This is a genomic window from Bacillus sp. VT 712 (assembly GCF_001614195.1).
Classification (GTDB): Bacteria; Bacillota; Bacilli; order Bacillales; family Bacillaceae_H; genus Priestia; species Priestia flexa.
The window spans coordinates 1-26,796 of the sequence record NZ_LWBK01000055.1 but is presented as its reverse complement, the minus strand read 5'-3'; the positions used below and the strand labels follow the sequence as shown (position 1 = coordinate 26,796).

26 protein-coding genes, 2 tRNA genes, 3 rRNA genes, 1 pseudogene and 2 riboswitches are annotated in these 26,796 nt (G+C 38.1%); of the genes and pseudogenes, 27 read left to right on the top strand and 5 right to left on the bottom strand.

Annotation, left to right across the window (positions count from 1 at the left end; translation table 11 throughout):
* The 8 genes from A2U94_RS18570 to tsaD all read left to right on the top strand — a co-directional run.
* A 23S ribosomal RNA gene (locus tag A2U94_RS18570) occupies positions 1 to 241 on the top strand; the annotation flags it as partial.
* A 102-nt stretch (positions 242 to 343) separates the two neighbouring features.
* Positions 344 to 459: ribosomal RNA gene (rrf, locus tag A2U94_RS18565) — 5S ribosomal RNA — on the top strand.
* 11 nt (positions 460 to 470) lie between these two features.
* Positions 471 to 547: transfer RNA gene (locus A2U94_RS18560), tRNA-Met, on the top strand.
* Between the two features lie 3 nt (positions 548 to 550).
* A tRNA-Asp gene (locus A2U94_RS18555) sits at positions 551 to 626 on the top strand.
* Positions 627 to 791: 165 nt separating this feature from the next.
* Positions 792 to 1,277: a tRNA (adenosine(37)-N6)-threonylcarbamoyltransferase complex ATPase subunit type 1 TsaE gene (gene tsaE, locus A2U94_RS18550; protein ID WP_025910004.1), complete on the top strand. Its 486-nt coding sequence runs from the start codon at positions 792 to 794 to the stop codon at positions 1,275 to 1,277.
* Positions 1,258 to 1,962, top strand: coding sequence for a tRNA (adenosine(37)-N6)-threonylcarbamoyltransferase complex dimerization subunit type 1 TsaB (gene tsaB, locus A2U94_RS18545; protein WP_025910003.1), 705 nt, complete (start codon positions 1,258 to 1,260; stop codon positions 1,960 to 1,962). The genes tsaE and tsaB overlap by 20 nt, the downstream gene beginning before the upstream one ends.
* 4 nt (positions 1,963 to 1,966) lie before the next feature.
* Positions 1,967 to 2,416: a ribosomal protein S18-alanine N-acetyltransferase gene (gene rimI, locus A2U94_RS18540; RefSeq protein WP_025910002.1), complete on the top strand. Its 450-nt coding sequence runs from the start codon at positions 1,967 to 1,969 to the stop codon at positions 2,414 to 2,416.
* A complete protein-coding gene (gene tsaD / locus A2U94_RS18535) occupies positions 2,413 to 3,429 on the top strand; it encodes a tRNA (adenosine(37)-N6)-threonylcarbamoyltransferase complex transferase subunit TsaD (protein ID WP_100346444.1) in 1,017 nt (338 codons plus the stop codon). Before rimI ends, tsaD begins: the two co-directional genes overlap by 4 nt.
* Positions 3,430 to 3,550: 121 nt before the next feature.
* Here the strand turns inward: tsaD and A2U94_RS18530 are convergent, their stop codons facing one another.
* Entirely contained in the window at positions 3,551 to 5,491 is a 1,941-nt protein-coding gene (locus A2U94_RS18530; protein ID WP_025910000.1) for an ABC-F family ATP-binding cassette domain-containing protein, read from the bottom strand.
* A 275-nt stretch (positions 5,492 to 5,766) separates the two neighbouring features.
* Here A2U94_RS18530 and A2U94_RS18525 point away from each other — a divergent pair, with 275 nt between their 5' ends.
* From A2U94_RS18525 to tatC, 3 genes are read left to right on the top strand one after another with little or no spacing between them, the layout of a single operon-like run.
* On the top strand, positions 5,767 to 6,411 hold the full coding sequence (locus tag A2U94_RS18525) for a redox-sensing transcriptional repressor Rex (RefSeq protein WP_025909999.1): 645 nt from the start codon (positions 5,767 to 5,769) through the stop codon (positions 6,409 to 6,411).
* Positions 6,412 to 6,443: 32 nt separating this feature from the next.
* Entirely contained in the window at positions 6,444 to 6,626 is a 183-nt protein-coding gene (locus A2U94_RS18520; protein ID WP_025909998.1) for a twin-arginine translocase TatA/TatE family subunit, read from the top strand.
* A gap of 15 nt (positions 6,627 to 6,641) precedes the next feature.
* On the top strand, positions 6,642 to 7,403 hold the full coding sequence (gene tatC, locus A2U94_RS18515; protein ID WP_025909997.1) for a twin-arginine translocase subunit TatC: 762 nt from the start codon (positions 6,642 to 6,644) through the stop codon (positions 7,401 to 7,403).
* Between the two features lie 33 nt (positions 7,404 to 7,436).
* Here the strand turns inward: tatC and A2U94_RS18510 are convergent, their stop codons facing one another.
* Both A2U94_RS18510 and A2U94_RS18505 read right to left on the bottom strand, forming a co-directional pair.
* Positions 7,437 to 7,670, bottom strand: coding sequence for a YdiK family protein (locus tag A2U94_RS18510; protein ID WP_025909996.1), 234 nt, complete (start codon positions 7,668 to 7,670; stop codon positions 7,437 to 7,439).
* Complete coding sequence (locus tag A2U94_RS18505) at positions 7,667 to 8,398, bottom strand: CPBP family intramembrane glutamic endopeptidase (protein WP_025909995.1); 732 nt, start codon at positions 8,396 to 8,398, stop codon at positions 7,667 to 7,669. The genes A2U94_RS18510 and A2U94_RS18505 overlap by 4 nt, the downstream gene beginning before the upstream one ends.
* Before the next feature lie 299 nt (positions 8,399 to 8,697).
* Between A2U94_RS18505 and groES the strand changes: the two genes are divergently transcribed.
* The 3 genes from groES (at position 8,698) to A2U94_RS18490 (ending at position 11,239) form a co-directional block, all read left to right on the top strand.
* Entirely contained in the window at positions 8,698 to 8,982 is a 285-nt protein-coding gene (gene groES / locus A2U94_RS18500) for a co-chaperone GroES (RefSeq protein ID WP_025909994.1), read from the top strand.
* A gap of 65 nt (positions 8,983 to 9,047) precedes the next feature.
* Positions 9,048 to 10,679 (top strand): chaperonin GroEL, encoded by a 1,632-nt coding sequence (groL, locus tag A2U94_RS18495; RefSeq protein WP_025909993.1) that lies wholly within the window; start codon positions 9,048 to 9,050, stop codon positions 10,677 to 10,679.
* 302 nt (positions 10,680 to 10,981) lie between these two features.
* Positions 10,982 to 11,239 carry a Rho termination factor N-terminal domain-containing protein gene (locus A2U94_RS18490; RefSeq protein WP_062954760.1) on the top strand — a complete coding sequence of 86 codons (258 nt, stop codon included), beginning with the start codon at positions 10,982 to 10,984 and terminating at the stop codon, positions 11,237 to 11,239.
* 129 nt (positions 11,240 to 11,368) lie between these two features.
* Here the strand turns inward: A2U94_RS18490 and A2U94_RS18485 are convergent, their stop codons facing one another.
* The gene (locus A2U94_RS18485) at positions 11,369 to 12,484 is read right to left on the bottom strand and encodes an IS4 family transposase (protein WP_062954759.1); all 1,116 of its coding nucleotides are present in this window, start codon (positions 12,482 to 12,484) and stop codon (positions 11,369 to 11,371) included.
* Positions 12,485 to 12,743: 259 nt separating this feature from the next.
* Between A2U94_RS18485 and A2U94_RS18480 the strand changes: the two genes are divergently transcribed.
* The 7 genes and pseudogenes from A2U94_RS18480 to A2U94_RS18460 all read left to right on the top strand — a co-directional run bounded on the left by A2U94_RS18480 (position 12,744) and on the right by A2U94_RS18460 (position 17,015).
* The gene (locus A2U94_RS18480; protein WP_226373016.1) at positions 12,744 to 13,526 is read left to right on the top strand and encodes a YecA family protein; all 783 of its coding nucleotides are present in this window, start codon (positions 12,744 to 12,746) and stop codon (positions 13,524 to 13,526) included.
* Between the two features lie 107 nt (positions 13,527 to 13,633).
* On the top strand, positions 13,634 to 13,945 hold the full coding sequence (locus A2U94_RS18475; RefSeq protein ID WP_226373015.1) for a hypothetical protein: 312 nt from the start codon (positions 13,634 to 13,636) through the stop codon (positions 13,943 to 13,945).
* Entirely contained in the window at positions 13,942 to 14,100 is a 159-nt protein-coding gene (locus A2U94_RS21960) for a hypothetical protein (protein ID WP_226373014.1), read from the top strand. The genes A2U94_RS18475 and A2U94_RS21960 overlap by 4 nt, the downstream gene beginning before the upstream one ends.
* A 12-nt stretch (positions 14,101 to 14,112) precedes the next feature.
* Positions 14,113 to 14,466 (top strand): annotated as a pseudogene (locus tag A2U94_RS22195) (RQC-minor-1 family DNA-binding protein); the annotation flags it as partial.
* The gene (locus tag A2U94_RS22190; RefSeq protein WP_281998993.1) at positions 14,452 to 14,703 is read left to right on the top strand and encodes a zinc-ribbon domain containing protein; all 252 of its coding nucleotides are present in this window, start codon (positions 14,452 to 14,454) and stop codon (positions 14,701 to 14,703) included. The pseudogene A2U94_RS22195 and the gene A2U94_RS22190, both read left to right, overlap by 15 nt.
* A gap of 50 nt (positions 14,704 to 14,753) precedes the next feature.
* Entirely contained in the window at positions 14,754 to 15,596 is an 843-nt protein-coding gene (locus A2U94_RS21355; protein ID WP_025910779.1) for a DUF6398 domain-containing protein, read from the top strand.
* A gap of 282 nt (positions 15,597 to 15,878) precedes the next feature.
* Positions 15,879 to 17,015, top strand: coding sequence for an IS4 family transposase (locus A2U94_RS18460; RefSeq protein ID WP_062954758.1), 1,137 nt, complete (start codon positions 15,879 to 15,881; stop codon positions 17,013 to 17,015).
* A gap of 103 nt (positions 17,016 to 17,118) precedes the next feature.
* Here the strand turns inward: A2U94_RS18460 and A2U94_RS18455 are convergent, their stop codons facing one another.
* Positions 17,119 to 17,775 (bottom strand): 2OG-Fe(II) oxygenase, encoded by a 657-nt coding sequence (locus tag A2U94_RS18455; RefSeq protein ID WP_025908437.1) that lies wholly within the window; start codon positions 17,773 to 17,775, stop codon positions 17,119 to 17,121.
* Positions 17,776 to 18,047: 272 nt separating this feature from the next.
* Between A2U94_RS18455 and A2U94_RS18450 the strand changes: the two genes are divergently transcribed.
* The 6 genes from A2U94_RS18450 to A2U94_RS18425 form a co-directional block, all read left to right on the top strand.
* Positions 18,048 to 18,998 carry an AAA family ATPase gene (locus A2U94_RS18450; RefSeq protein ID WP_025908436.1) on the top strand — a complete coding sequence of 317 codons (951 nt, stop codon included), beginning with the start codon at positions 18,048 to 18,050 and terminating at the stop codon, positions 18,996 to 18,998.
* Between the two features lie 7 nt (positions 18,999 to 19,005).
* On the top strand, positions 19,006 to 20,154 hold the full coding sequence (locus A2U94_RS18445; RefSeq protein WP_025908435.1) for a DUF58 domain-containing protein: 1,149 nt from the start codon (positions 19,006 to 19,008) through the stop codon (positions 20,152 to 20,154).
* Positions 20,151 to 22,322 carry a transglutaminase TgpA family protein gene (locus A2U94_RS18440; protein WP_025908434.1) on the top strand — a complete coding sequence of 724 codons (2,172 nt, stop codon included), beginning with the start codon at positions 20,151 to 20,153 and terminating at the stop codon, positions 22,320 to 22,322. The genes A2U94_RS18445 and A2U94_RS18440 overlap by 4 nt, the downstream gene beginning before the upstream one ends.
* Positions 22,323 to 22,360: 38 nt before the next feature.
* Positions 22,361 to 22,462: riboswitch (purine riboswitch) on the top strand.
* Positions 22,463 to 22,584: 122 nt separating this feature from the next.
* Complete coding sequence (guaA, locus tag A2U94_RS18435) at positions 22,585 to 24,114, top strand: glutamine-hydrolyzing GMP synthase (RefSeq protein ID WP_035320199.1); 1,530 nt, start codon at positions 22,585 to 22,587, stop codon at positions 24,112 to 24,114.
* A gap of 98 nt (positions 24,115 to 24,212) precedes the next feature.
* Positions 24,213 to 24,314: riboswitch (purine riboswitch) on the top strand.
* 154 nt (positions 24,315 to 24,468) lie between these two features.
* The gene (locus tag A2U94_RS18430) at positions 24,469 to 25,794 is read left to right on the top strand and encodes an NCS2 family permease (protein WP_025908432.1); all 1,326 of its coding nucleotides are present in this window, start codon (positions 24,469 to 24,471) and stop codon (positions 25,792 to 25,794) included.
* A 404-nt stretch (positions 25,795 to 26,198) separates the two neighbouring features.
* A 16S ribosomal RNA gene (locus tag A2U94_RS18425) occupies positions 26,199 to 26,796 on the top strand; the annotation flags it as partial.

Genomic DNA, 26,796 nt, shown 5'->3' with positions numbered 1-26,796 from the left:
GAGAGGACCGGGATGGACACACCGCTGGTGTACCAGTTGTCTTGCCAAAGGCATCGCTGGGTAGCTATGTGTGGACGGGATAAGTGCTGAAAGCATCTAAGCATGAAGCCCCCCTCAAGATGAGATTTCCCATAGCGCAAGCTAGTAAGATCCCTGAAAGATGATCAGGTTGATAGGTCAGAGGTGGAAGCACGGCGACGTGTGTAGCTGACTGATACTAATCGATCGAGGACTTAACCAAATTAGAAAAAGCGAAGGCGACTAATTAGGAGCCATAGCTAGACAGTAAACTTAGTACTCAGCAAAATGTTATCTAGTTTTGAGAGAATAATCTCAAAACATGTCTGGTGGCGATAGCAGAGAGGTCACACCCGTTCCCATGCCGAACACGGAAGTTAAGTTCTCTAGCGCCGATGGTAGTTGGGACTTTGTCCCTGTGAGAGTAGGACGTTGCCAGGCATTTATATTATCGCGGGGTGGAGCAGTCTGGTAGCTCGTCGGGCTCATAACCCGAAGGTCGCAGGTTCAAATCCTGTCCCCGCAACCAAATGGTCCCGTGGTGTAGCGGTTAACATGCCTGCCTGTCACGCAGGAGATCGCGGGTTCGATTCCCGTCGGGACCGCCATCTAAACGAAACAAAAGGTTTCGTCTTTTTTTTTATATTAAAATTATGATCCTTAGGACTGTTCCTAGGGACTTTTTTGTATGTATATGCTGGATATGAGTAGAGAACTGCGTATACAATAGAGGTATAAATTGATTTAGAGAGAGTAAAGTGAGGATTCGAAAAATGAAACCATTAGAAGAGTTTGTCATCCAATCCGCTTCTATTGAAGATACACAAAAGCTAGCCAACCGTCTTGCTTCGCTGCTAGCTCAAGGTGATGTTTTGTTATTAGAAGGAGACTTAGGAGCTGGTAAGACAACTTTTACCAAGGCATTAGCAAAAGGTCTTGAAATTAAAAGGAACGTAAACAGCCCTACATTTACTATTATTAAGGAATATAAAGATGGAAGATTGCCCCTCTATCACATGGATGTATATCGTCTAGGGGATGAATTTGAAGATCTAGGTTTTGATGAATACTTTGAAGGTGATGGTGTTACCGTTGTTGAGTGGGCTCACTTAATTGAAGAGCAGTTACCAAAGGAATTTGTTCAAATTAATATTTATCATGATACGCCTAAAACACGTAAGCTTGTTTGCAACGCCAAAGGCGCAAGATATATTGACCTATGTAAGGAGCTTTTTAACTATGAAAACATTAGCAATTGATACGTCAAATTTCGTAATGGGCGTCGCATTGGTTGAAGAGAATAAAGTAATTGGAGAAGTAATTACAAATCTGAAAAAGAATCATTCTATTCGCTTGATGAAGGCTATTGAATCGTTGCTGGCGGATTGTGATACATTACCAAAAGAATTAGATAAAATTGTAGTAGCAGAAGGGCCTGGTTCTTATACTGGTGTCCGCATTGGTGTAACCGTGGCTAAAACACTTGCGTGGACGCTTAACATTCCTTTAGTTGGAGTGTCTAGCCTTGAGATTGTAGCTGCTAACGGCCGTTACTTTAACGGACTTATCTCCCCGTTATTTGATGCGCGTAGACAACAAATTTTCACAGGGTTATATCGTTTTGATAATGGACAGGAACTACGTAATGAAGAGAAAGATCAGCTTGTTATTAATGAACAATGGGCTGGAAAATTGAAAGAATACAATGAATCTATTTTATTTATTGGGAATGATATTGAAGCGCATAAAGAAATATTAACTAGCGTATTAGGAGAACAAGCACTCTTTGCATCTGTCTCACAATACAATCCTCGTCCAAGTGAATTAGCTTTTTTAGGTATGCAAAAAGAAGCAACTCCAGTTCATGCTTTTGTGCCTAATTACATTAGGTTAGCTGAGGCAGAAGCAAACTGGTTAAAAGCACAAGAAGCGAAAAATGAGTGAGAAAATGACTATGACAGTGAAATTTCGTCTAATGAAAGTTGAAGATATTGATCAAGTTGTTGAAATTGAAAAACAGGCATTTGCAACACCTTGGAGCAAAGAGGCCTTCTATAACGAATTAACGGCCAATCAATTTTCTACCTACCTTGTAATGGAAATAGATGAGCAAATTATTGGATATTGTGGAACTTGGATTGTAATTGATGAAGCGCATATTACCAATATTGCTATACTTCCTAAGTATAGAGGAAAAGGGTTAGGATATGCTTTGCTTAAAGCTGCGATGAATGTTGTGAAACAGCTAGGGGCACTTTCAATGACGCTTGAAGTAAGAACATCAAATCATATTGCACAGTCATTGTATAAAAAGCTAGGCTTTGAGGCTGGCGGCATACGAAAAAATTATTATTCTGATAACAATGAAGATGCATTAGTTATGTGGGTGAAATTATGACAAAAGAAAATGAAGTAATATTAGCAATAGAAACAAGCTGTGATGAAACGGCTGTTGCGATTATTCGAGGTGGTACAGAAATTGTTGCAAATGTAGTAGCCTCTCAAATTGAAAGCCATAAACGCTTTGGGGGAGTTGTACCTGAGATTGCTTCACGGCATCATGTTGAGCAAATCACAATAGTTGTAGAAGAAGCTCTACATCAATCCAATATGACATTTGATGATATTGATGCAATTGCGGTAACAGAAGGACCAGGATTAGTAGGAGCGTTATTAATTGGTGTCAACGCAGCTAAGGCGTTAGCTTTTGCTCATCAGAAGCCTTTAATTCCTGTACATCATATTGCGGGACATATTTATGCGAATCAACTTATTACGCCATTAAAGTTTCCGTTACTAGCATTAGTTGTTTCGGGTGGACATACAGAACTTGTCTACATGAAAGAGCACGTTCGTTTTGAAGTCATTGGTGAAACAAGAGATGATGCAGCTGGTGAAGCATACGATAAAGTAGCACGTACGCTACAGTTACCATATCCAGGCGGTCCTCATATCGATCGTCTAGCTCAAGAGGGTGAACCCTTAATTGATCTACCGCGTGCCTGGTTGGAAGATGGCTCATATGATTTTAGTTTTAGTGGTTTAAAATCAGCAGTTATCAACACTGTGCATAACGCGAAACAAAAAGGTGAAGATATTAATCCACAAACATTAGCAGCTAGTTTTCAAGCTAGCGTAGTTGATGTTTTGGTAACAAAAACAGAAAAAGCTGTTCAAGAATATAACGTAAATCAACTGCTGTTAGCCGGTGGGGTAGCCGCAAATAAAGGGTTACGAGAGGCTCTACAGCAACGATTCGAAAAGTACTCTAATGTAGAGTTAGTTATTCCACCACTCTCTTTATGTACGGATAATGCTGCTATGATTGGAGCAGCAGCCAGCGTTTTATATCGTAAAGATAGAAGAGCGACCATGGCATTAAATGCGAATCCTGGGTTAGTGCTAGAATAGAGGATTGTGGATAATATAGTGGTTATCCACAATTTTCAATCAATTTAGAATTAACTGTGGATAATGCATATATTAAAGCCCATCACCAAAAGGTGTATGGGCTTCTTTTGTGTATAAACTGTTAGCTTTCCTCAATACTTAGCTGAAGTTCTTCCCACTCTTCCATTAATGTGGATAACTCTTGTTGAAAAGTTTGGTTCTCATTGTTTAAAAGCTGAGATTTTTCATGATCTTGGTAAATTACTGGGTCGCATAAAAGCTCTTCATTTTGCTCTAATTTTGCTTCCACTTCAGCAATTCGTTCTTCAATCTCTTCAATTCTTCTTTTTCGCTGCCTTAGAAGCTTTTTTTGTTCCTTATCTTGTATATATGACGCTTTGTCACTTTTCCCTACAGATAGTTCCTGAGCCATATTTGCTGCTTCAAGCTCTTTTCTTTCTTCCATTTCTGCTTTTTTCTCAACGTAGTAGTCATAGTCCCCTAAAAACTCTGTTGTTCCCTCTGGAGACAATTCGATAACCTTGTTGGTAACTCTGTTGATAAAGTAACGGTCATGGGAAACAAATAAAAGTGTACCTGGATAAGAGATTAATGCATTCTCCAATACTTGTTTACTATCTAGATCAAGGTGGTTAGTAGGCTCATCTAGAATTAAAAAGTTTGCTTTTTGCATCATCAGTTTTGCTAAAGCGAGTCTTGCTTTTTCTCCACCGCTTAGTGTGGAAACAACCTTTAAGACATCGTCGCCTGAAAATAAAAAATTACCGAGCACAGTTCGAATTTCTTTTTCAGTAGTAGTAGGGTAGTCGTCCCATAATTCATTGAGTACGGCTTTGTTAGACGTCAAGTTTGCCTGTTCTTGATCATAATAGCCTACTGTTACATTAGAACCGAATTGGATTTTTCCTGAAACAAAAGGAAGTTTATTCATTAAGCCTTTTAACAGAGTAGATTTACCAATCCCGTTTGGACCTACTAGGGCAATGCTATCTTGACGAGTAGCACGAAGGTTAATGTTTTTTACAATAAACTGATTTTCTTCATATCCAATGGAAAGGTTGTCAACTTTTAATACTTCATTTCCGCTTTGCCGTTCAATATCAAAGGAAAAGCTTGCACCTTTTTCACCATCGTTTGGCCGATCCATTAGCTCCATGCGTTCTAACTGTTTACGTCTGCTTTGAGCTCGCTTTGTTGTTGAAGCCCTAGCAATATTTTTTTGAATGAAATCATTAAGCTTTGCTACTTCATCCTGCTGTTTTTCAAATTGCTTCATCTCACGCTCATAGCGTTCGGCTTTTTGTGTTAAATAATTTGAGTAGTTACCAGGATATTTATAGGTGGTTTTTTGACTTACTTCATAGACTTGTGTAACCACTTTATCAAGGAAGTAGCGATCATGGGAGACAATTAGGATAGCGCCATCGTAATTTTGTAAAAATTGCTCTAACCAAGCCAATGTTTCAATGTCAAGATGGTTGGTAGGCTCATCTAAAATTAGCAAATCAGGTTTAGTTAATAACAGCTTAGCTAGAGCCAGTCGTGTTTTTTGCCCACCGCTTAGTGTAGAAATAGGGGTGGAGTAATCAAAGTTTGAAAAGCGAAACCCGTGCAGGATTGAACGAATGTCAGCTTCGTATTGGTATCCGCCTAGATCTTTAAAGGAAATTTGAAGCTGATCGTATTCCTTTAAAAGCTTTTCATAGTTGTTGGAATCCTGCTGATAAGAAGGGTCTCCCATTTTTTCTTCAAGCTTTCTTAGTTCTTTCTCCATTTTTTGCAATGGCTTGAAGACGGTTAACATTTCGTCCCAAATAGATAAAGTGGATTCTAACACTGTATCCTGTCCCATGTAGTCAATCGTTGTTTCTTTTGGCTTCATAATCTCTCCACTGTCGTAGGAAAGTTCACCAGAAATAATTTTTAGAAGCGTTGATTTTCCCGCTCCGTTTCGACCAACTAGTGCAATGCGGTCTTTAGATTGAACTTCAAGTTTTATATTTGATAAAATCGGGTCTGCCCCGTAATATTTCGTAATTCCGTTTAACTGTAGAATAATCATCGTTTCACCTCTACTCATTTCGACATAGTGTATTTTAACATATTTTTAAGACAGAAGTATGAATAGGTGCATGTCATAAGCATTTCCACAAAATTATGTGTAGAATTCATTATTACCACATAGACTGTGTTAAAATAAACTATAGACTACTGTTCATGAGTGAATAGAAGGTTCACTTAATGGAAGCGCTATCTAATTTAAAAAGAGAATCTTGCTAAGTCAAGCGGAGATCTGAACGATAGCCATTATATCTATCGTAATTAAGGGGGCACAAGATGAATACAGAAAACTTAAAAATACCACAAGCTACAGCAAAGCGGTTGCCGCTATACTATCGTTTTATTAAAAACCTACATGCTTCTGGTAAGCAACGTGTATCGTCAGCAGAATTAAGCGAAGCGGTGAAAGTAGACTCCGCTACAATTCGTCGCGATTTTTCCTATTTTGGAGCCTTGGGTAAAAAGGGATATGGCTATAACGTCAATTATTTACTAAGTTTTTTTCGCAAAACATTAGATCAAGATGAAGTAACCAGAGTTGCTCTGATTGGTGTTGGTAATCTTGGAACAGCTTTTTTAAACTACAATTTCATTAAGAATAACAATACAAAAATTGAATTTGCTTTTGATGTTATTGAAGAAAAGGTGGGCACTCACGTTGGAGACGTACCCGTTTATCATTTAGATAAGCTTGAAGAACATATGACAGAAGATATTTCTGTTGCGATCCTAACAGTTCCAGCTACAGTGGCACAGCAAATTACGGACCGCTTAGTCAAATGCGGAATCAAAGGTATTTTAAATTTTACCCCTGCCCGTTTAAATGTGCCAAGCTCTATTCGTCTGCATCACATTGATTTAGCCGTAGAGCTTCAGTCGCTGGTTTACTTTTTGAAAAATTACCCTGAAAATAATATATAATAGAATATATATGTAATAAAGGAGGGGAAACCATGGGATTAGGTGCAGGTAGTGTGATTTTAATTGTAATTTTTGCACTTTTAGTTTTTGGACCAAAGAAGCTTCCCGAGCTTGGTCGAGCTGTAGGCCACACGTTAAGGGAGTTTAAAAGTGCCACTAAAGGAATAATGGAAGATAACGAAGACGAGGGCAAGAAGAAAGAACGAAATCAATAGAGGAATGATTGACATATGAACGAACAAGAAATGTCTGTATATGATCACATTGGTGAACTGCGAAAAAGGATTTTAATCGTCGTCTTTTTCTTTTTTATTGCTACAATTGGCGGTTTTTTCTTAGCGGATCGCGTTATTATTTATCTACAATCAGCAGACGAGGCAAGCTCGCTAACAATGAACGCATTTAAATTGACCGATCCGGTTAAGATTTATATGCAGTTTGCGTTTGTAATTGGATGTGTTGTTTCTGCTCCTATTGCGCTCTATCAATTATGGGCATTTATAAGTCCAGGCTTGTATGATAAAGAGCGAAAAGTAACTCTTGGATACATTCCAATTTCAATTATCCTATTTCTTACTGGTATTTCGTTTGCTTACTTTGTTCTCTTTCCTTTTGTAGTAGAGTTTATGATTCGAATAGCGGATAAGCTAGATGTTAACCAAGTTATTGGTATCAATGAATATTTTTCATTTTTATTTCAGCTTACGCTACCATTTGGTCTATTGTTTCAATTACCCGTTGTCATTATGTTTTTAACAAGACTAGGTATTGTGACGCCACAGTTCTTAAGCAGTATCCGGAAGTACGCTTATTTTGTGTTATTAGTCATAGCGGCCTTTATTACACCTCCAGAATTGTTATCACACCTAATGGTTACAATTCCTTTATTCATCCTTTATGAAATTAGCATTATTATTTCTCGCATTTCCTATCGTAAAATGCTGAAACATAGACAACAATATGAAGAAGCTGTTGGAATTTCTTCTGAATAACAAAAAAAAGCCCCTGTTGTGTAAGGGGCCTTTTTATTTCTGAGAATCGTTGCTATTTGACTTTTTATATTGCTCCTGAAGCTTTTTAATCTTGCGGTGCAATGAAAAGGTTCGAATCGCAAAGCGAAAATCAAAAGCAGCGACTAAGGCAAACAAGATAGTTGGTAAGGTCCATACGGTCGTATCGACGCTTAAAATAGCTAAATACGTAAAGAGGATTCCCATAATTAAGTAGATAAATCCTCTGGTTAGAGGGATATTATTCATAAACCAAGTCCTTTAATAATAAATTGTAGCTGTTCAGCCTGTTTTTGAATTTCAATAATTTCATCCGCAAAAATCGTTTGAACTAACACAACAATCGTGTTCATCAAGACATGAGCTATAATTGGAACAATAATCAGCTTCGTTCTTGCATATAAAAACGCGAATACAAATCCCATAGCCGTGTAAACTAATAAATGTTCGAAATCCCAGTGGACTGCTGCAAATATAAGTGAACTAATAAAGGCTGAAATAAAGAAATTATATTTACGATATAGAGAACCAAAGATGATTTTTCGGAAGATAATTTCTTCTAAAATTGGTCCAATAACGGATGTGACAACAATTAATAAAGGCGTAACTTTCACTAAATTCAAGATCATTTCCGTATTTTCAGAACCAGGTTCAATACCCAATAAGTTCATTTCAATCATGGCAGCCACAGATTGAGAAGCCATTGCTAAAAAGATGCCAAAGATTGACCAGAATATAGCTGTTGGTAAGCCAGCATGTTCATGTCTCATTGACATTTCACGCTTTAACAACAAAAGTACAATTACTAAAGCCAAGCTAAAGCTGATAATTGTCCAATAAGTCATCGCAAGCTGTTTAGCTACTCCAACGGGTTCGTCATTAAACAGTCCGAGGGATAATAATAACGGAATGCCTAAAATGCTAGAAAACAGCATGATGATATAAGTCAGTACGATATAACCATAGCGCTTTTCCAATCTTTCATACTCCTTTAAAAGGTTTTTTATGTATCATTGTCGAAGAACATGTAGGGAAGCTTTTTGATATGTTTCTTCTTGTTCGTATTGTAACATACATATTATATGAGAGATAAAAGAATGCCTTCTTTTTATGTAGGTATGAGTAGTATGAGTTGAAAAAGGATTTTTTAAATTTTTTTGTGTTTAATACTTGCAAAAAAAAGCTACTTTGTTTTAATATAATAAATGTGTTAGCACTCGGTGAGGTTGAGTGCTAATAAAATGTAAAAACATATTATTTGAGGAGGTTGTTTCACTTGTTAAAGCCATTAGGTGATCGCGTAGTGATTGAACTTGTAAAATCTGAGGAAAAAACAGCAAGCGGTATCGTATTACCAGACAGCGCTAAAGAGAAACCACAAGAGGGTAAAGTTGTTGCTGTTGGTACAGGTCGAGTATTAGAAAGCGGTGAGCGTGTAGCATTAGAGGTAGCTGCAGGCGATCGTATTATCTTCTCAAAATATGCTGGTACTGAAGTGAAATACGAAGGTACTGAATACTTACTTTTACGCGAAAGCGACATTTTAGCTGTAATCGGCTAATTATTCATAACGACTTTTAACAATGTAGAATAGATTATTTTTAAACAATTAGGAGGATGAGTCAAATGGCAAAAGACATTAAGTTTAGCGAAGAAGCACGCCGCTCAATGCTACGTGGTGTGGATACATTAGCGAATGCTGTAAAAGTAACGCTTGGACCAAAAGGGCGTAACGTAGTACTAGAGAAAAAATTCGGTTCTCCATTAATTACAAATGACGGTGTAACAATTGCGAAAGAAATTGAATTAGAAGATGCATTCGAAAACATGGGTGCAAAATTAGTAGCAGAAGTTGCTAGCAAAACAAACGACGTTGCTGGTGACGGTACGACAACTGCAACAGTTTTAGCACAAGCAATGATTCGTGAAGGTCTTAAGAACGTAACGGCTGGTGCGAACCCAATGGGTATCCGTAAAGGGATGGAAAAAGCAGTAGCAGTAGCGATTGAAGAGTTAAAAGCAATTTCTAAACCAATCCAAGGTAAAGATTCAATTGCGCAAGTAGCGGCTATTTCAGCGGCTGACGAAGAAGTAGGTCAATTAATCGCTGAAGCAATGGAGCGCGTTGGTAACGACGGCGTTATCACGCTTGAAGAATCTAAAGGCTTCACAACTGAATTAGAAGTTGTAGAAGGTATGCAGTTTGACCGTGGATATGCATCTCCATACATGGTAACTGATTCAGATAAAATGGAAGCTGTATTAGAAGATCCGTATATCTTAATCACAGATAAGAAAATTGGTAACATTCAAGAAATCTTACCGGTGTTAGAGCAAGTTGTTCAACAAGGTAAGCCACTATTAATCATTGCTGAAGATGTAGAAGGTGAAGCACTAGCAACATTAGTTGTGAACAAACTTCGCGGTACATTCACAGCGGTAGCAGTTAAAGCTCCTGGCTTTGGTGACCGTCGTAAAGCAATGCTTCAAGACGTTGCGATTTTAACTGGTGGTGAAGTAATCACTGAAGAGCTTGGTCTTGACTTGAAATCTGCAAGCATTGAGCAATTAGGTCGCGCTTCTAAAGTTGTGGTAACAAAAGAAAACACAACAGTTGTAAACGGCGCAGGTAACGCAGAAGAAATTTTAGCTCGCGTTAACCAAATTAAAGCTCAGCTTGAAGAAACAACTTCAGAGTTCGACCGCGAAAAATTACAAGAGCGCCTAGCGAAGCTTGCTGGTGGTGTTGCTGTAATTAAAGTTGGTGCGGCTACTGAAACAGAATTAAAAGAGCGTAAACTACGTATTGAAGATGCATTAAACTCTACTCGTGCTGCGGTTGAAGAAGGTATCGTAGCTGGTGGTGGTACTGCATTATTGAATATCTACAATAAAGTTGCTGGAATCGAAGCTGAAGGCGACGTTGCAACAGGTATCAACATCGTATTACGTGCGATTGAAGAGCCTGTACGTCAAATCGCTCACAACGCAGGTCTAGAAGGATCAGTAATCGTTGAGCGTCTAAAAGGCGAAGCGGTTGGAACTGGATTCAACGCTGCAACTGGTGAGTGGGTAAACATGCTTGATTCTGGTATCGTTGACCCAACAAAAGTAACGCGTTCAGCGCTTCAAAACGCTTCTTCTGTAGCGGCTATGTTCTTAACAACTGAAGCAGTTGTTGCTGACAAGCCAGAAGAAGGCGGTGCACCTGCAATGCCTGACATGGGCGGCATGGGTGGAATGGGCGGCATGATGTAATAACGCCCTCAAACCCTTGATATATAAGGGTTTTATGTAAGATGAGAGTGGATTGTTAACAAATTATAGAGGCTTCTCATAAGTTGAGCCAACTTATGGGAAGCTTCTTTTTTATATATGAAAGTTTAGTTGGAGGAATAAGAAAGTTCCTTTTAGAGTAGTCGCCCCCGTTTCAAGTGTTCATATTAAGCACATGTGTGATAAAATGAAAAAATAAATATGCGATGAAAAAGATGGCTAGTAAGGAGTTGCCGTGGCTTTTGATATTGTCAGAGGTGGACGCAATGTGAAAGGGGTAAAGTATGGAGGTAAATAAAAACAAGAATCAAAAGAATAAAATAATAGGAATAGCTTCATTAAAGGAAGCGCTATCCGCATTAAAAGTCGCAGATCTTCAAGACATCCGGAAAAAGCTGCAAATTAAAAATATAAGCTCGATGAAAAAGGCGGAGTTAATTCAATCTTTGGCAGAGGCAATCCCTGTTCTTTTCAGAAATATTATCAGTCAGTTCGATGAGCGACGATTATTTTTAATAAAAAATATCACTAGTGTTACATAAATAATGTCCAATTTTCAGTCTAATCATCCTCCTTGTTTAGAGCCAAAAAGGTAAATACCTATTCAAAGGTGGCTTTATTCATTTGGTTTTTTTTACAATCAGACTTGTGCGACAACAACAATTTGCTTATTAAGGGATGGCTTTCCCTTCAATCTTTCGAAGCCAGATATGGGCTGGTTTCCACAATGCAGCCCTTAAATAACGGCTAATTTGTAAGGTTTTTCGCTTACTTCTTGTTTCAAGTTGTACGAGAACATGTAGGCAAAAAACAATCAGTGCGATAAACACTTGGTTTTGAATCGCCCATTCACTTTGACCGTAGAACTTTTTGATGCTGAGATGCTGTTTGATCCATTTAAAGAACAACTCAATTGCCCACCGTGATTTGTACATCTCTGAAATTTCTTCGGCACTCAAATCAAAACGATTGGTAATTAAATGCAGTTTATTTCCTTTTGAATCCATCACTTTTAGAAGACGAAAGTAATTTTCAGCACGGTTTTGAGTCGTACCAATCAACACCATTTGATCTGACAAAACAGCTGAATTCTCGGGTAGTTTAAAATTATAAACTTCCCGTATGACTGCGTTTTTCCGTAGCCTTGAAAGAAAAAAGTAACCATCATCTGTCATTCGGTCAAAGCGCTCGTAATCTAGGTAGCCACGGTCAAACACATACATGCATTCTTTATCATCAACCATGATTTCAAGCTGACCACGATCATGTTCTTTTGCCGTTGTTAAAACAGCCTTTTCAGGATAGGAACTCCCTTTTTCCATAAACACAAGTCTCAAATGCAACTTGACACCCGCTTTTGTTTCGCGGAACTTTGCCCATTTATGATTGGTCAAATTAAGTGGCAATGTGCTTGAATCAATGATTTTTAACGGCATAATAAGCTTTGTATAATGTGTTTTTGCATGAATTTGTGCGACTAAATCAAGGAAAAGCCTTTGAAATAAATCTGGATTTATACCGTTTAATCGGCGTGAGAGCTGAGAAATACTGATTGAATCAAGATCAATGCCTTTTTGTAGTTGGTCGTCGAAAAGACAATCGCTTAGCTCATGCAAACTTTCGACTTCTTGTAGCTGTGCAAAAAGGAGTAATTTTAGAAATGAGTCTGTTTTTAGTTTTTTCGTATAGTAATCTACTTTCAACGTTTTCACGGTTTCTTCAAAAAGTTGAAGATTTATTGGTGAAAACCATTGTCCAAATGAAGTTTTTCGTGTAATCTTGTCCATGAGTTGGTCCTTTTTTAGTGGATTTGGACGGGTTACCACCTGACTTATCCATTATAAAGGACTTTTTCTTTGCACAAAATAATAAAATTGAACATTTTGAGTATTTTTAATAGTGAAAATAAATTAATGCAACACTAGTGAAAAAATATCATTGCCAATAATGGAGTTATGAGCGCAAACAATCTAGAAATCGAGGAGATGGAGTATCTCATAAAACTGGTTTTATGTTTACTAGTTTTCAAAATGGTAATCCAATCTCATGATCTCTTTGGAATTATTGCCTTCTCTAGTGAAAATTATTCAAGACGAAACGATACTTACAGATGTTAAGCGGAATACGGAATGGATAAAGATTACCCGCGGATTACTCTATTATTTTGGAACGGTGCCGCATGACGAGTTAGTGCATTTAGTTGAGAAATACACGCCTATTCACCCAGATTACCTTGCCTTCAATCAGGTTATATTTCACGCGATGGAATACTATCAAGAAATATACATTAACAGGTATGGCTATTCTTACTGGGAAGTGCTAGACCCTTTAGTTATTTTAGAGGAGCAGGCATCTAGAAAGAATATTGATTACTATCCATTCTCGAAGAAACAGCTCCTTGAAGCAGGTGAAGCGGACTATGTGGAGTGTCCAAAAGGTTATTCTCAACTTTTATCTCTATTTACGAAAGAGTATCGGATGTCAAAACAAGAGGCGAAGGAGTTTGTTGAGGACTGTATTATGCATGCGAAATTAGGCAATCAACCTAGTCAGCTTCTTCAATATTTACAGACTCAACTGACATTCGAAAGCTTAGAAGCAGTGCAAAGACTGATGGATGCCGTTGTTCTTCTTATGAATAATACGAGGGAATGGTATTTAAAGGGATATACATCGGAAGAGCTATTCGCGCAGGAAAAGAAGGCATTACCGCCTTTGCCCAATAAAAAAGGAGAGGTCATTAGTCTCCAAACCCGTCAAAAGGTGGGGAGAAACGATCTTTGCCCATGTGGGAGCGGGAAGAAATTTAAGAAATGTTGTGGGAGTTGAAAATCTGAACAGATAAAAAATGTTAAAAGTTTAGTGGGTGGACAAAAGGATAATGAGTTATATTGCAGAATATCTTTCACAATTTATTGTCTAAAAAGAAGGATTTGGTGTTGGTGGCAAAAAGGAATTCACAAGCTTGGGCAGAGGCCAAAAAACGATGCAAATTGAATGAGACTGATCTACAAATGGCTAAGGAGTTGGGGATGACAGCTAAGAGCTTAATTAAAAATATCCCCACGCCTAATCAGCTATGGAAAGCACCTGTAAAAGTATGGATTCTTGAACTATATGAGGAGAAGTTCAATAGGGTCATTACATTTAAGCCTGCCCCCAGTGAAGAATTAAAAAGAAAGCCCAAAAAACAACAAAAACTGATTGTTTCTGATCACTGGGTTGATGAGGAGGACTTACCATTTTGATGAAATCTAAGTTTGATCGATTATCTGATGAAGAAATAAAAGTCATATTGAGAGCAGCTGATGAAATTATTGCTAAAGGTGGAAGAACACTTCTTGCCAAAATCTTAAAGGGCTCACGGGCGAAGAAAGTATTACAGCTGGAGCTGGATAAGTGACCTGTCTATGGTTATTATAAATCAGAAAATCTAGGTGAAATTATGCAAAAAATTGACTGGATGATCAATTATGATTTTCTAGATATTGAGTATTATGGAAGACTACCAATGATTGTTTTTACAGAGCGGGGGTGGTACATAGAGTCCGATCAATGTGCGGATGAACTTTTAAATGAATGGAAGGAATGGGTCAAGCAGGGAAAGCAAAATCCCGATATGAGCTATCTAAAGGATCGGAATAGGAAAATGATTCTATTGCTGCTTGAGAAGATTAAAGAATTCGGAGATCAAGGACTTATCCCTTATCTAGAATTATGGGAGAAAGTTGATTATAAAAAGGTAAGAGATGAGATTCGAACAACTATAAATGTATTAAATAGAAAAGAGCCGTTTGATCATTCAGTTGTAAAGGAAAAAACAGAATCTATCAAAGAAGCATTAGAGGGTATTGAACCGCATGACCTACTTTTAAAATGCTGGGTATGTGGAGAACGATTTACCTTTACAACGGGAGAGCAGCAATTTTATAAGAAAAAAGGTCTTTCATACCCGAAAAGATGTAAAAAGTGTCATAACGAAAAGGATAACGAATTCTCCTATTAATTAAGAAAATCTACTTTAAGAGCAGACTAATAGATTAGAGGTTGTGGAGTATGACTAAACCAAAAGAAAAGATAGAGGAAAAGAAGGCAGAATTACTGAAATTAACAATTGAGTTTAGTAAGCAATTTTTAAATGAAGAATATGAGGGAGTAATTGAAAAATTAATAAACAAAATGGCTAGAAAAAGAGACATTCCATTCCTGTCAGGCCGTATTGAAATATGGGCTGCGGCAGTAATCCATGCTTTGGGAACGATTAATTTTTTATTTGATAAATCTAGTCAACCATATGTGTCTGCTACAGAAATTTTTGAGTATTTTGGCACCAAGCAAAGTACGACTTCGCAAAAGTCGAAGAAAATTAGAGATATGTTTAATATGACCTATTTTGATAGTAATTTCTCGATAGAGTCAGTTGTTCAAGGTAGTCCTTTTAATAACCTTTCAATAGTAAATGGATTAATCGTTCCTCAAGATATTTTGAATGATCAGCAGATTGAAATCGAAGAATGGGAAATTCAAGCTGCCCAAATATTAGGAATAAGCGGTTTAGAGAGAGGTAATAAATATAAAGCAAGTTATATGGACAAATTACTCAATGTAAAAGAGACAACTTTAATGAGTTTTTATGAATATCTATTACAACATATGATATTTCCTTTTACTGCGTTATATGAAGAGGAAGTTGGCCCTTTAGAAATCGCAGAATTTGAAGTCAGCTGTATTCATTTAGACCAAGAGATGAAAGTAGACGAAAATTATGGAATTCTTGTTGAAGGCAGGTTGGGTAGAAAAAAAGTAATACTGCCATTAGCTAGCATCAAATTGGATGAAGGACATAAGAATTTTAAATGGATAGATTTATATCAAGAATGGTTCTGGTCATACAGATAATGTTCAATAGTGGATCGTTCTTTGAATGCATTTTTTAATAGACTGAAAATAGGAATGATAAAAAAGTGGAAACTATGGGAAAATCTGATATTTTAAGTGGTAATACCTTTAGTTATTTTGATGTGTTTGAAGAGAAAAAAGGGCTTGTCTTAGGAACTGAAGTAAATGATATAAAATATCATGCGTGTTGATTAACCAATAAAATCCAAAAAAAGCATACAAAAAAGGGCACCTATCTTGTAGAATGTAATTTGCAGAAAACATACTCAAGAAGGTGTCCCTATGAAAAAGAATATCACATTCCCGAATTTGCTTCAAAAAATTGTTTCAGAAGAAGAACTAGCAATTATTCAAACGGCCATTGGTTATAAAGATACAGCTCGTAAACTTGATGTGCTGACCCTGATCAAATACTTAATCTGCGCATCAATGAATGAGTTTAAAAGTTACCGGCACTGCGCGGATGTAGGCGAGCAATATGGATTGCCGCAAGTGAACCATTCGACTCTCTCAAAAAAGGCGAGCCATCTGGACTACCACGTGATGAAAAAACTCTTTGACTTGGTCGTTTCTAAATGTAATCGGATGACTCGTCGTGCAATGAAACTCCCAAACGGACTTCTCATCGTGGACTCCACAACGATTACGGTTGGGAAAACACGCCTTCCTTGGGCTGTCTATCATGGGGAGCGTTCAGGCATCAAACTACATGTTAGTTATACTCCAAAAACGGACATGCCACTTCAAGTCGTTGAAACGATCGGTCGCTTACATGACGGTCCTGTCGGTGAACAACTTGTTGATTCTCGGTTTGTTCTGGTAGAGGACCGTGCTTATTTTAAAATCACACGAATCGACCAATTTGTTTCTGAACACCAAGAGTTTGTCATTCGAATGAAGGAGAATATTGAGATTGTTCGTCCCCATGCTTTAAAACGATTAGAACAGCTAGAATCGCCTGTGACTCGTGATATCACGTGCCAACTTGGAACATCACAATCTCGTTCTGAGAAGCGTCATCGTGTGGTGTTTTTTAAGGATGATGATGGACATGAGATGCGAGTCGTGACCAATTTAATGAATGTGGCACCCGAAGTCATTGCCGACATGTATAAAGCACGATGGAAGATTGAAACGTTCTTCCGTTGGATCAAACAGAACTTGAATGTCCCTGTCCTGTTTGGCACAACTGAAAATGCCGTATTTAATCAATTTTTCGCCGCTCTTATTACCTATGTTTTACTCAAGTGGCTTTATACTAAAACATCAGAAAGACAAGTATTTAAAACCGTATCGTTTGTCACATTCCAACGGCAACTGGTCGGAAACAATTTACCCATTGATTGGCAATCTGAAATGAGCACTTTTTTGAAAAACTACGTCACATTCCAAGGGATAAGTCTGTCTAATTTTGGATAATCAACACTCTTGAGGCTAAATATTAATTTAAAAAAGAGTTAACAAAATACAAGGCCTGCTCACTTGAGCAGGCCTTGTATTTTGTTACATAGCAAGATAACATTTATCGAATTCTCTGCTTACGCATCCACTGCGTTGCTACCCACTTTTCACCTTTTACAACGGGTGCACCGCCATGAAGAGTTAAGTCGTTAAGCTCTTGATTTGTATAGAAGTATTCAAAGTATACGGCCATACCTTTTTTCGGCGTAACGGAAAATTTTAGCTTTGGAAAATAAGTTTCGCCACCTTCTTCTACATCATTTAAGTACATAACGAGCGTGCTGATTCGATTGTTCTTCGCGGCTTTGCTTGTAGGGACGAAGTAATCGTGGTGTGCTCGATATTCTTGATCTGGTAAATAGTTTAAAATTTGAAGACCCTCAGCATGATCGGTTGGAATGCCCGTGATTTCGGAAGTGCGCATTTCGATTTTCTGTACAAGTGGATTCTCGCTTTCATCGAAAAACATACCGCTACTTGTACGGATATTATTAACTTCACGTGAAGCTCCAATTTTAGAGCGCTGCATTTTATCTTTAGATAGCTGAATTAGTTCATCACACTCTTCATCGCTTAACACATTGTCTAATACGAGAATGAGCGGCTCTTCTAAACGAGCGATAATGTCAATCTCTCTATCGCTTAATATAATTTTATTGCCTATATGATTAAAGATTGTTTGTTCTTTTGTTACTAAAGACTCTTGATCTAAAGCCATTTTTCTTCTTCTCCTCAAAAAGACTTATTTTTCTGAAATTTAATGCAGTATTCTTGGAATCGCTTACTGATAAAAATTATATCACGCAGGGAAAAGGTTTGCTTCTAATAAGATAAATGTTTATTTTCTAATTATTTGAGGTTGTTTCGAAACTGGTAAAAATATAAAGCATCAGACTCACCTTATTTCTTTTAAGTAAACTGCTTGATTTGCTAGAATAGTACTATATTTGTGACAAATTTGTATGTATACATACATTAAGGGGGACTTTCATGATACCAGCAGAAAAGGTGCAGACTCAGCTTCAACAGCTTTTAAATACAATTGACGAAGTGGTTATAGGAAAGCGAGATGTAGCTAAGCTCAGTATTGTTGCACTCCTTGCAGAAGGACATGTTCTATTAGAAGATGTACCAGGAGTAGGGAAAACGATGTTTGTCAAAACGTTGGCTAAGGCAATTAATGCTGATTTTAAGCGAATTCAATTTACACCAGACTTGCTGCCGTCAGACGTAACGGGTATGTCGGTATATAGCCCAAAGGATATGGAGTTTCACTTTAAACCAGGCCCAATTTTAACGAATATTGTATTAGCAGATGAAATCAACCGTAGTTCACCAAAAACCCAAGCAGCACTATTGGAAGCCATGGCTGAGCAGCACGTTACCATAGACGGGTTAACAAGAGAGTTACCATCTCCATTTTTTGTGATGGCTACGCAAAATCCAATTGATTTTGAAGGAACGTATCAATTACCAGAAGCGCAGCTTGACCGTTTCTTATTTAAATTAAATATGGGATACCCAACGAAACAAGAAGAGCTAGCTATTCTAAATGGAGTTGAGCAAAAGCGAACGATAGATGATGTCCAGCCTGTTATGAATGTGGAAGAACTGCGTACGATGCAGCAAATGGTGAAGGATGTTTACGTAGATGATGTCATTAAAAACTATATCGTCGATTTGGTTATCCAAACGAGAACTCATGAATCCATTAGCCTTGGCGTAAGCCCGCGTGGTTCCGTAGCGTTAATGAAAGCAATTCAAGCGTATGCTTTGCTTGAAGGTAGAGATTATTGTATTCCAGATGATGTTCAACACTTAATGAAACATGCGTTCGCACACCGTGTTATACTGCAACCTGAGACGAGATATGAAGGGGTGACGGAAGGCTCCATTATCGAAGGCATTATAAAGCGTACGCCTGTGCCGGTGAAAGGATAAAAGCTATATGGCTAAACTAAGTGTTAAAAGGCAACCAGTCATAAGCTTTTTGTTATTAGTAGTCTTATTAGTAGCGACTTTTGCTTATGCGATGTTTCAAGGAGGATTTGTAAGCTGGTTTTTATTTTATAGCTTTCTGCCTTTTGGTTTATATGGAATTGTGATCGCGTTCTATCCTATGAAAAGCTGGCAAGTGGAGCGAGTGATGACGCGTACGCAGTACGAAGCAAAGGAATCGGTTTATTACAAAGTTCATATTAAACGAAACTCATTTTTTCCTTTGTACAATCTTTCCGTTGAAGATATATGTAAAGAGGCTGATTTATCTTTGCGAAAGATAGTATACCCACTGTGGAAAAAAGACATTGTGATTGAGTTTGAAATTCCCTCCTTAGAGAGAGGTGAGTATAACCTTACTGGAATCTCGATTGAAATGAGTGATTTATTAGGCATTGTTCATCGACAGCAAGTTTTTGTGACAAGAAACCAGCTCATTATGTATCCTCATTTAATACAAGTTAAACCTACCTCTTCCCAATGGAGTGAGGGGGAAAAGCACTTTTATAAGCGTTCCATTGCTGAAAATACGATGCTTGCTACTGGTGTGCGTGAGTATGAACAAGGAGACCGCTTGTCTACTATTGACTGGAAAGCGACTGCCCGAAAAGGAACGCTTATATCAAAAGAGTTTGAGAAGATGAGTGATTTGGAAGAGGTTCTTATTTTTGATGGCGTTGATCCTACGGACTTTGAAGAGCGGACTGGTTTCATGGCTTCAATGATTCTATCGTATCTAAATCAGCATAAGCCAGCTTCATTTATCCATGGGGGAAGCAGTAGTCGTTTAAAGGAGTTGCATGGAGGAGCTCAGCATGAGAGAGGATGGCTTGCTTACTTTGCTAGGGTCCAGCCGATACGAAACGGAAAGCTAACGATTCCAAAAGGTTTATCTCATGCAGTTACTGTTATTTCAAGTTCGATGACAAGTGAATTAATTCAAGAGGTTCAAGCTAAAGTAAGTCCGCAAACAAAAGTAACGCTTTTTATTATACAAAGCAAACAAGACGGACGAGGTTATGTGAATATTCCAAGGTGGGATGTTCACTTTATTCAATTTCCAAATCCCCGTAGTGTCCGGGAGGTGAAGAAGCAATGAAGTCTCTAAGTATTCGCAGCATATTACTTTATGTCGGCGCGTTTTTATTGCTGATTGAATGGCTACATCCACTTAGCGTGGTGACTGATACAGGTGAGATTCAGTATTTTATCTTTTTTGTTAGTATTACCTTTCTCTTACTGATGCTGCAGACCTCGTTTTTTATTGTGACAGTTATAAACGCAGCGTTTGTTTTGTATGCTGTTAATCGCATTTACTATCAAACGCCCTTTTTATCAGCAGAATGGTTTAGTGCGTTCGTTGACCAAACTTCAATAGATATAGGCCGTATTATCGGCTGGCAAATTCCCAATTTGTCAGTTGAGATGAGAACATGTCTGTTTTTTATCTTGTTATGGATTATGGCTTACTTAATTCGCTACTGGATTTTTTATCAGCAAAAGATTTTTTTCTTCTTTTTATTAACAATTGTTTACGTTACAGTGCTTGATACGTTTTCTGAGTATGACGCTACGTTTGCTATTGTTCGAGTTGTAGCCATTGGCTTCTTATTATTAGGCTTTTTGCGATTACACATAGATGGAAGAACCAAACAAAAGCTTTCCCACGTTGAAAATAGAGCAAGGTCTTTCTTTTTGCTACTAGGTGTTCTACTTATAGCAGTTGGTGTTGCTTATATTGCACCAAAATCAGCTCCGAAATGGCCTGACCCTGTTCCGTTCTTAACAGCTTACACACAAAACAGTGGTGAAGGCGCATCAAATAACCAGCGGATTGGTTACGATACTGATGATTCTCAGCTCGGCGGTGCCTTTACCGCAGATGATACGGTTGTATTTACTGCTCAAACAGAGAAAGAGCATTATTGGCGGATTGAAACAAAAGACGTCTATACGGGAAAAGGCTGGGAAACGTCTTATAATGCTGCGAGTCGACCGTTAGAAGGAAATGAGAACGTACTTCCTCAATATGGTGCAAGTGTAGAAAAAGAATCATACACAGCGTCCATTAAGTTTGAACAACCAACTATTCATTTAATGCATGTTCCAGAATTGAAGAGTATTTCTCTTAATGATGTACTGCAACCGCAAATTACGCCAGCGAATGAAAAGTTATTTCCTTACAATCAAGGTCGCGTGACCGAAGCGAAATCATATGAAATGACATATGCATATCCTACTTTTAATATTGAACAGCTACAAAATAGTGATCGAAATGGAGTTTCTATTGAACAGAATTCTTCGTTTCAAAACAGGTACACTCAGCTCCCAGAATCATTACCTAATCGAGTTGGGCAGCTTGCTCAAGAGATTACAGCTGAGGAAGCTACTCGCTATGATAAAGTAAAAGCAGTAGAGAAGTACTTTCAAGCTAATGGTTTTGTATATGATACAAACGATGTAGCTATTCCTGGTGAAGGAGAAGACTACGTAGATCAATTCCTGTTTGAGACGCTTAGAGGATACTGTGATAATTTTTCTTCATCCATGGTTGTCCTACTTAGAACACTTGATATTCCAGCGCGCTGGGTGAAAGGCTATACCGAAGGCGAACAAATTAGCGCTAGTGCAGAAACGCCTGTATATGAAGTGACGCAAAACAATGCACATTCATGGGTCGAGGTTTATTTCCCAGGAACAGGTTGGGTTCCGTTTGAACCAACTAAGACATTCTCAAACCCTTATGAATTTGATGAACCTCAAGTGGAAGGGAATAATCAAGGTACAGAAGAGGAAGAGATAGAAGAAGCTACTGAACCAGAAGTGGAAGAGCCGGTACAAGAAGAGCAGAAACCTGAAGAAAAACAAGTAGCAGATGATGAGAAAGTGGAACCTTCAGATGCTGCAATCTCCTTATGGTGGTTATTGCTTCTCATTCCCTTTTCATTCATATTATTATACATGACACGTTATAAATGGTTGCCACGTGTAATGGTTCCATACTACCGCAAACGTTCGGATGAAAAAGCGTTTGAAAAAGCCTATTTCTTCTTAATAAGTATGTTAGCAAGAAAAGGTTTAAAAAGAGATTCACATGAAACGCTGAAGGATTTTGCTTTACGAGTAGATCATCAGCTTCATACAAATGATATGAGTGAATTAACGAGAAAGTATGAGAGAGTTATTTATAAGCAGCAGTCATCTGTAGAATCTTGGAGTCAATCAGTAGAATTGTGGGAAAATTTAATTAAAACGACAGGTTCTTGACCATTTCCAGCTTGATTGATAGAATATTCACGAACTTACTATAGTGTTACGTATACCTTCATATATCCTCGATAATATGGTTCGAGAGTCTCTACCGGGTCACCTTAAATGGCCTGACTATGAAGGCAGGATATTCTTTTTGATCATAGCTTTGTGTTCAACTAGACTTTCTGCCTTTATATCAAAGGGGAAAGTCTGGTTTTTTTTATATTTTGGGGCATAATAGCAAGTGATTATTTACACATTCGGAGAGGTGAACGAGATGGAAGGCATGATTGTTGTATTAGATTTTGGAAGTCAGTATAACCAACTCATTACGCGTCGTATTCGTGAGTTTGGCGTATATAGTGAATTACATCCACACACAATTACAGCAGAAGAAATTAAAGCGTTAAATCCTAAAGGTATTATTTTCTCTGGTGGTCCAAATAGTGTGTATGGTGAAAGTGCATTTCACTGTGACGAAAATATTTTCGAATTAGGAATTCCTGTACTGGGTATTTGTTACGGTATGCAGCTTATGACTCATCATTTTGGTGGTAAAGTAGCGGGTGCAGATCATCGTGAGTATGGTAAAGCATCGATTCACGTACAAAATGATTCATTAATGTATCATGAGCTACCGAAAGAGCAAGTGGTATGGATGAGCCACGGCGACTTAGTTGTAGAAACACCGCCTGGATTTGAAGTGGATGCGACAAGTGCATCTTGCCCAATTGCTGGTATGAGCAATAAAGATAAAAATATGTACGGAGTTCAATTCCATCCAGAAGTTCGCCATTCAGTATACGGAAATGATCTGTTAAAGAACTTTGTATTTGAAGTTTGTCATGCTGAAGCTAACTGGTCTATTGAAAACTTTATTGAAGTTGAATTAGAAAAAATTCGCCGAGTTGTTGGAGATAAAAAAGTATTATGTGCATTAAGTGGCGGCGTAGATTCTTCTGTAGTAGCCGTATTAATTCATAAAGCAATCGGTAACCAATTAACTTGTATGTTCGTAGATCATGGTTTATTACGTAAAGGTGAAGCGGAAAGCGTAATGGAGACGTTCAGCGAAGGGTTTAATATGAACGTTATTAAAATTGATGCAAAAGACCGCTTCTTGAACAAATTAAAAGGTGTATCTGACCCAGAGCAAAAGCGTAAAATTATTGGGAACGAGTTTATCTATGTATTTGACGATGAAGCAACTAAACTACAAGGTTTTGAATTTTTAGCTCAAGGTACACTATACACAGATATTATTGAAAGTGGTACAGCAACTGCTCAAACAATTAAATCTCACCATAACGTAGGTGGATTACCAGAAGATATGGAGTTTGAGTTAATTGAACCTTTAAATACACTATTTAAAGATGAAGTGCGTGCATTAGGTACTGAATTAGGTATTCCTGACAATATTGTATGGCGCCAACCATTCCCAGGTCCAGGGCTAGGAATTCGTGTGCTTGGTGAAGTAACAGAAGAAAAGCTTGAAATCGTTCGAGAATCTGATTACATTTTACGTGATGAAATCGCAAAATCAGGTTTAGAGCGTGATATCTGGCAGTACTTCACAGTTCTTCCTGATATCCGTAGTGTTGGTGTAATGGGGGATGCTCGTACGTATGATTATACAATCGGTATTCGTGCCGTAACTTCAATCGATGGGATGACTTCTGATTGGGCTCGTATTCCTTGGGATGTGCTTGAGAAGATCTCAGTTCGTATCGTAAACGAAGTTAAACACATTAACCGCGTTGTGTATGACATTACAAGTAAGCCACCTGCAACAATCGAATGGGAATAATATGTAAGGAAACCGAACAAACGAACATTCTTTTGTAAGAATGTTCGTTTTTTGTTGACTTAATTCATTATTAAGTGGTAATATACTAGCATAAAAGAACTAAACATATTAAGAAATGTCGTATAATCTTGGGAATATGGCCCGAAAGTTTCTACCGAGCTACCGTAAATGGCTTGACTACGAGCAACTCTGTATATACAAACGATTTATTCTATCTATTAGATAAAAAGAGAAGAGTAGATAGTATCATTCCGTATATATTTACGTAGTTAACGCCTTTACATTATTAATTGTATAAGGCGTTTTTTATATTACCCATGAGACAGCGACTTCCAATGGTGGGGAGGAACAAGTATGAAGAAGTACTTTCGTTTTGATGAGTTAGGAACAAATTATAGAAGGGAAACTATTGCAGGATTAACAACTTTTTTATCCATGGCGTATATCTTATTCGTTAATCCAGCGATGCTATCATTGAGCAGCGTACCAGATTTACCAGATAGCATGCGTATGGACCAAGGTGCGGTATTTACAGCTACTGCTTTAGCTGCAGCGCTTGGTTCACTCATTATGGGAGTAATCGCTAAATACCCAATTGCGCTTGCGCCTGGAATGGGTTTGAATGCTTTCTTTGCTTATAACGTTGTATTAACAATGGGTATTCCGTGGCAAACGGCTTTATCTGGTGTTATGGTATCGGGGTTAATTTTCATCTTATTATCTTTATCTGGTATACGTGAAACAATCATCAATGCTATTCCAGCAGAGTTAAAACTAGCAGTTGGTGCTGGGATTGGTCTTTTCATTACATTTGTTGGATTGCAAAACGCTAATATTATTGTAGACAATCCAGATCTACTAGTTGGTTTAGGTGATTTAACAAATGGTAGTACATTACTTGCTATTTTTGGTGTTATTATAACAGTTATCTTAATGGTTTTACGCGTCAATGCTGGAATCTTTATAGGAATGGTTATTACAGCTATCGCTGGTATGGTTGTAGGGTTAGTTGATTTACCAACAAGTGTTGTCGGCCCGGCTCCTAGCTTAGCTCCGACATTTGGTGCTGCTTTTGAAAACTTCGGTGAAGTGTTTACGCTTCAAATGCTAGTTGTTATCTTAACTTTCTTATTTGTAGATTTCTTTGATACAGCAGGTACTTTGGTTGCTGTTGCAACTCAAGCTGGACTAATGAAGGATAATAAATTACCTCGTGCAGGAAGAGCGCTTTTAGCAGACTCTACAGCGACAGTAACGGGTGCGGTTTTAGGAACGTCTACAACAACATCGTATGTTGAATCAACAGCGGGTGTTGCAGCAGGTGGGCGATCAGGGTTTACTTCAGTTGTAACTGCATTTTTCTTTTTAATTGCTATTTTCTTTTCACCTTTACTTTCTGTAGTAACTTCAGCGGTAACAGCACCAGCTCTTATTATTGTGGGTGCACTAATGGTAGCAAGCCTAGGGAAGATTAAGTGGGATCAATTTGAAGTAGCGGTACCAGCTTTCTTAACGATTATCATGATGCCTTTAACATACAGTATCGCTACAGGTATCGCGATCGGTTTTATCTTTTATCCAATCACGATGATCTGTAAAGGTAGAAGGAAAGAGATTCATCGGATTATGTATGGGTTATTCGTAATCTTCGTTCTATATTTTATTTTCTTAGCAGAATAAAATAATTAAAGAATAGTAGAAGAAGAGGCAGCTAAAGTAGCTGCCTTTTTATTTTGAGCAGGTTACTGGACTTTGCTTGAATAACAGTTATAAAATAAGTGCATATCATTGAGAAAGTTAAATGATCGAAATGAGTAAATAAAAGCTTTTTAAAAAAGTGAAAGTTTTTTTAAAAAAACAATTGACTCTTCATAATTATCATGGTAAATTATTATATGTCGCCAAGGAGCGATTGAGAAAAACTTGAAGTTTGAAAAAAAGAGTTTGGAAAAAAGTTGTTGACTTTTAAAACTCAGAATGATATATTAGTAAAGTTGTTTCAAGAGAAAATGAACTTTGAAAACTGAACAAAGCGACAAACGTCAACGTTAATTTTTTAAACTTTTATGAGCAAGTCAAACATTTCTTCGGAGAGTTTGATCCTGGCTCAGGATGAACGCTGGCGGCGTGCCTAATACATGCAAGTCGAGCGAACTGATTAGAAGCTTGCTTCTATGACGTTAGCGGCGGACGGGTGAGTAACACGTGGGCAACCTGCCTGTAAGACTGGGATAACTCCGGGAAACCGGAGCTAATACCGGATAACATTTTCTCTTGCATAAGAGAAAATTGAAAGATGGTTTCGGCTATCACTTACAGATGGGCCCGCGGTGCATTAGCTAGTTGGTGAGGTAACGGCTCACCAAGGCAACGATGCATAGCCGACCTGAGAGGGTGATCGGCCACACTGGGACTGAGACACGGCCCAGACTCTTACGGGAGGCAGCAGTAGGGAATCTTCCGCAATGGACGAAAGTCTGACGGAGCAACGCCGCGTGAGTGATGAAGGCTTTCGGGTCGTAAAACTCTGTTGTTAGGGAAGAACAAGTACAAGAGTAACTGCTTGTACCTTGACGGTACCTAACCAGAAAGCCACGGCTAACTACGTGCCAGCAGCCGCGGTAATACGTAGGTGGCAAGCGTTATCCGGAATTATTGGGCGTAAAGCGCGCGCAGGCGGTT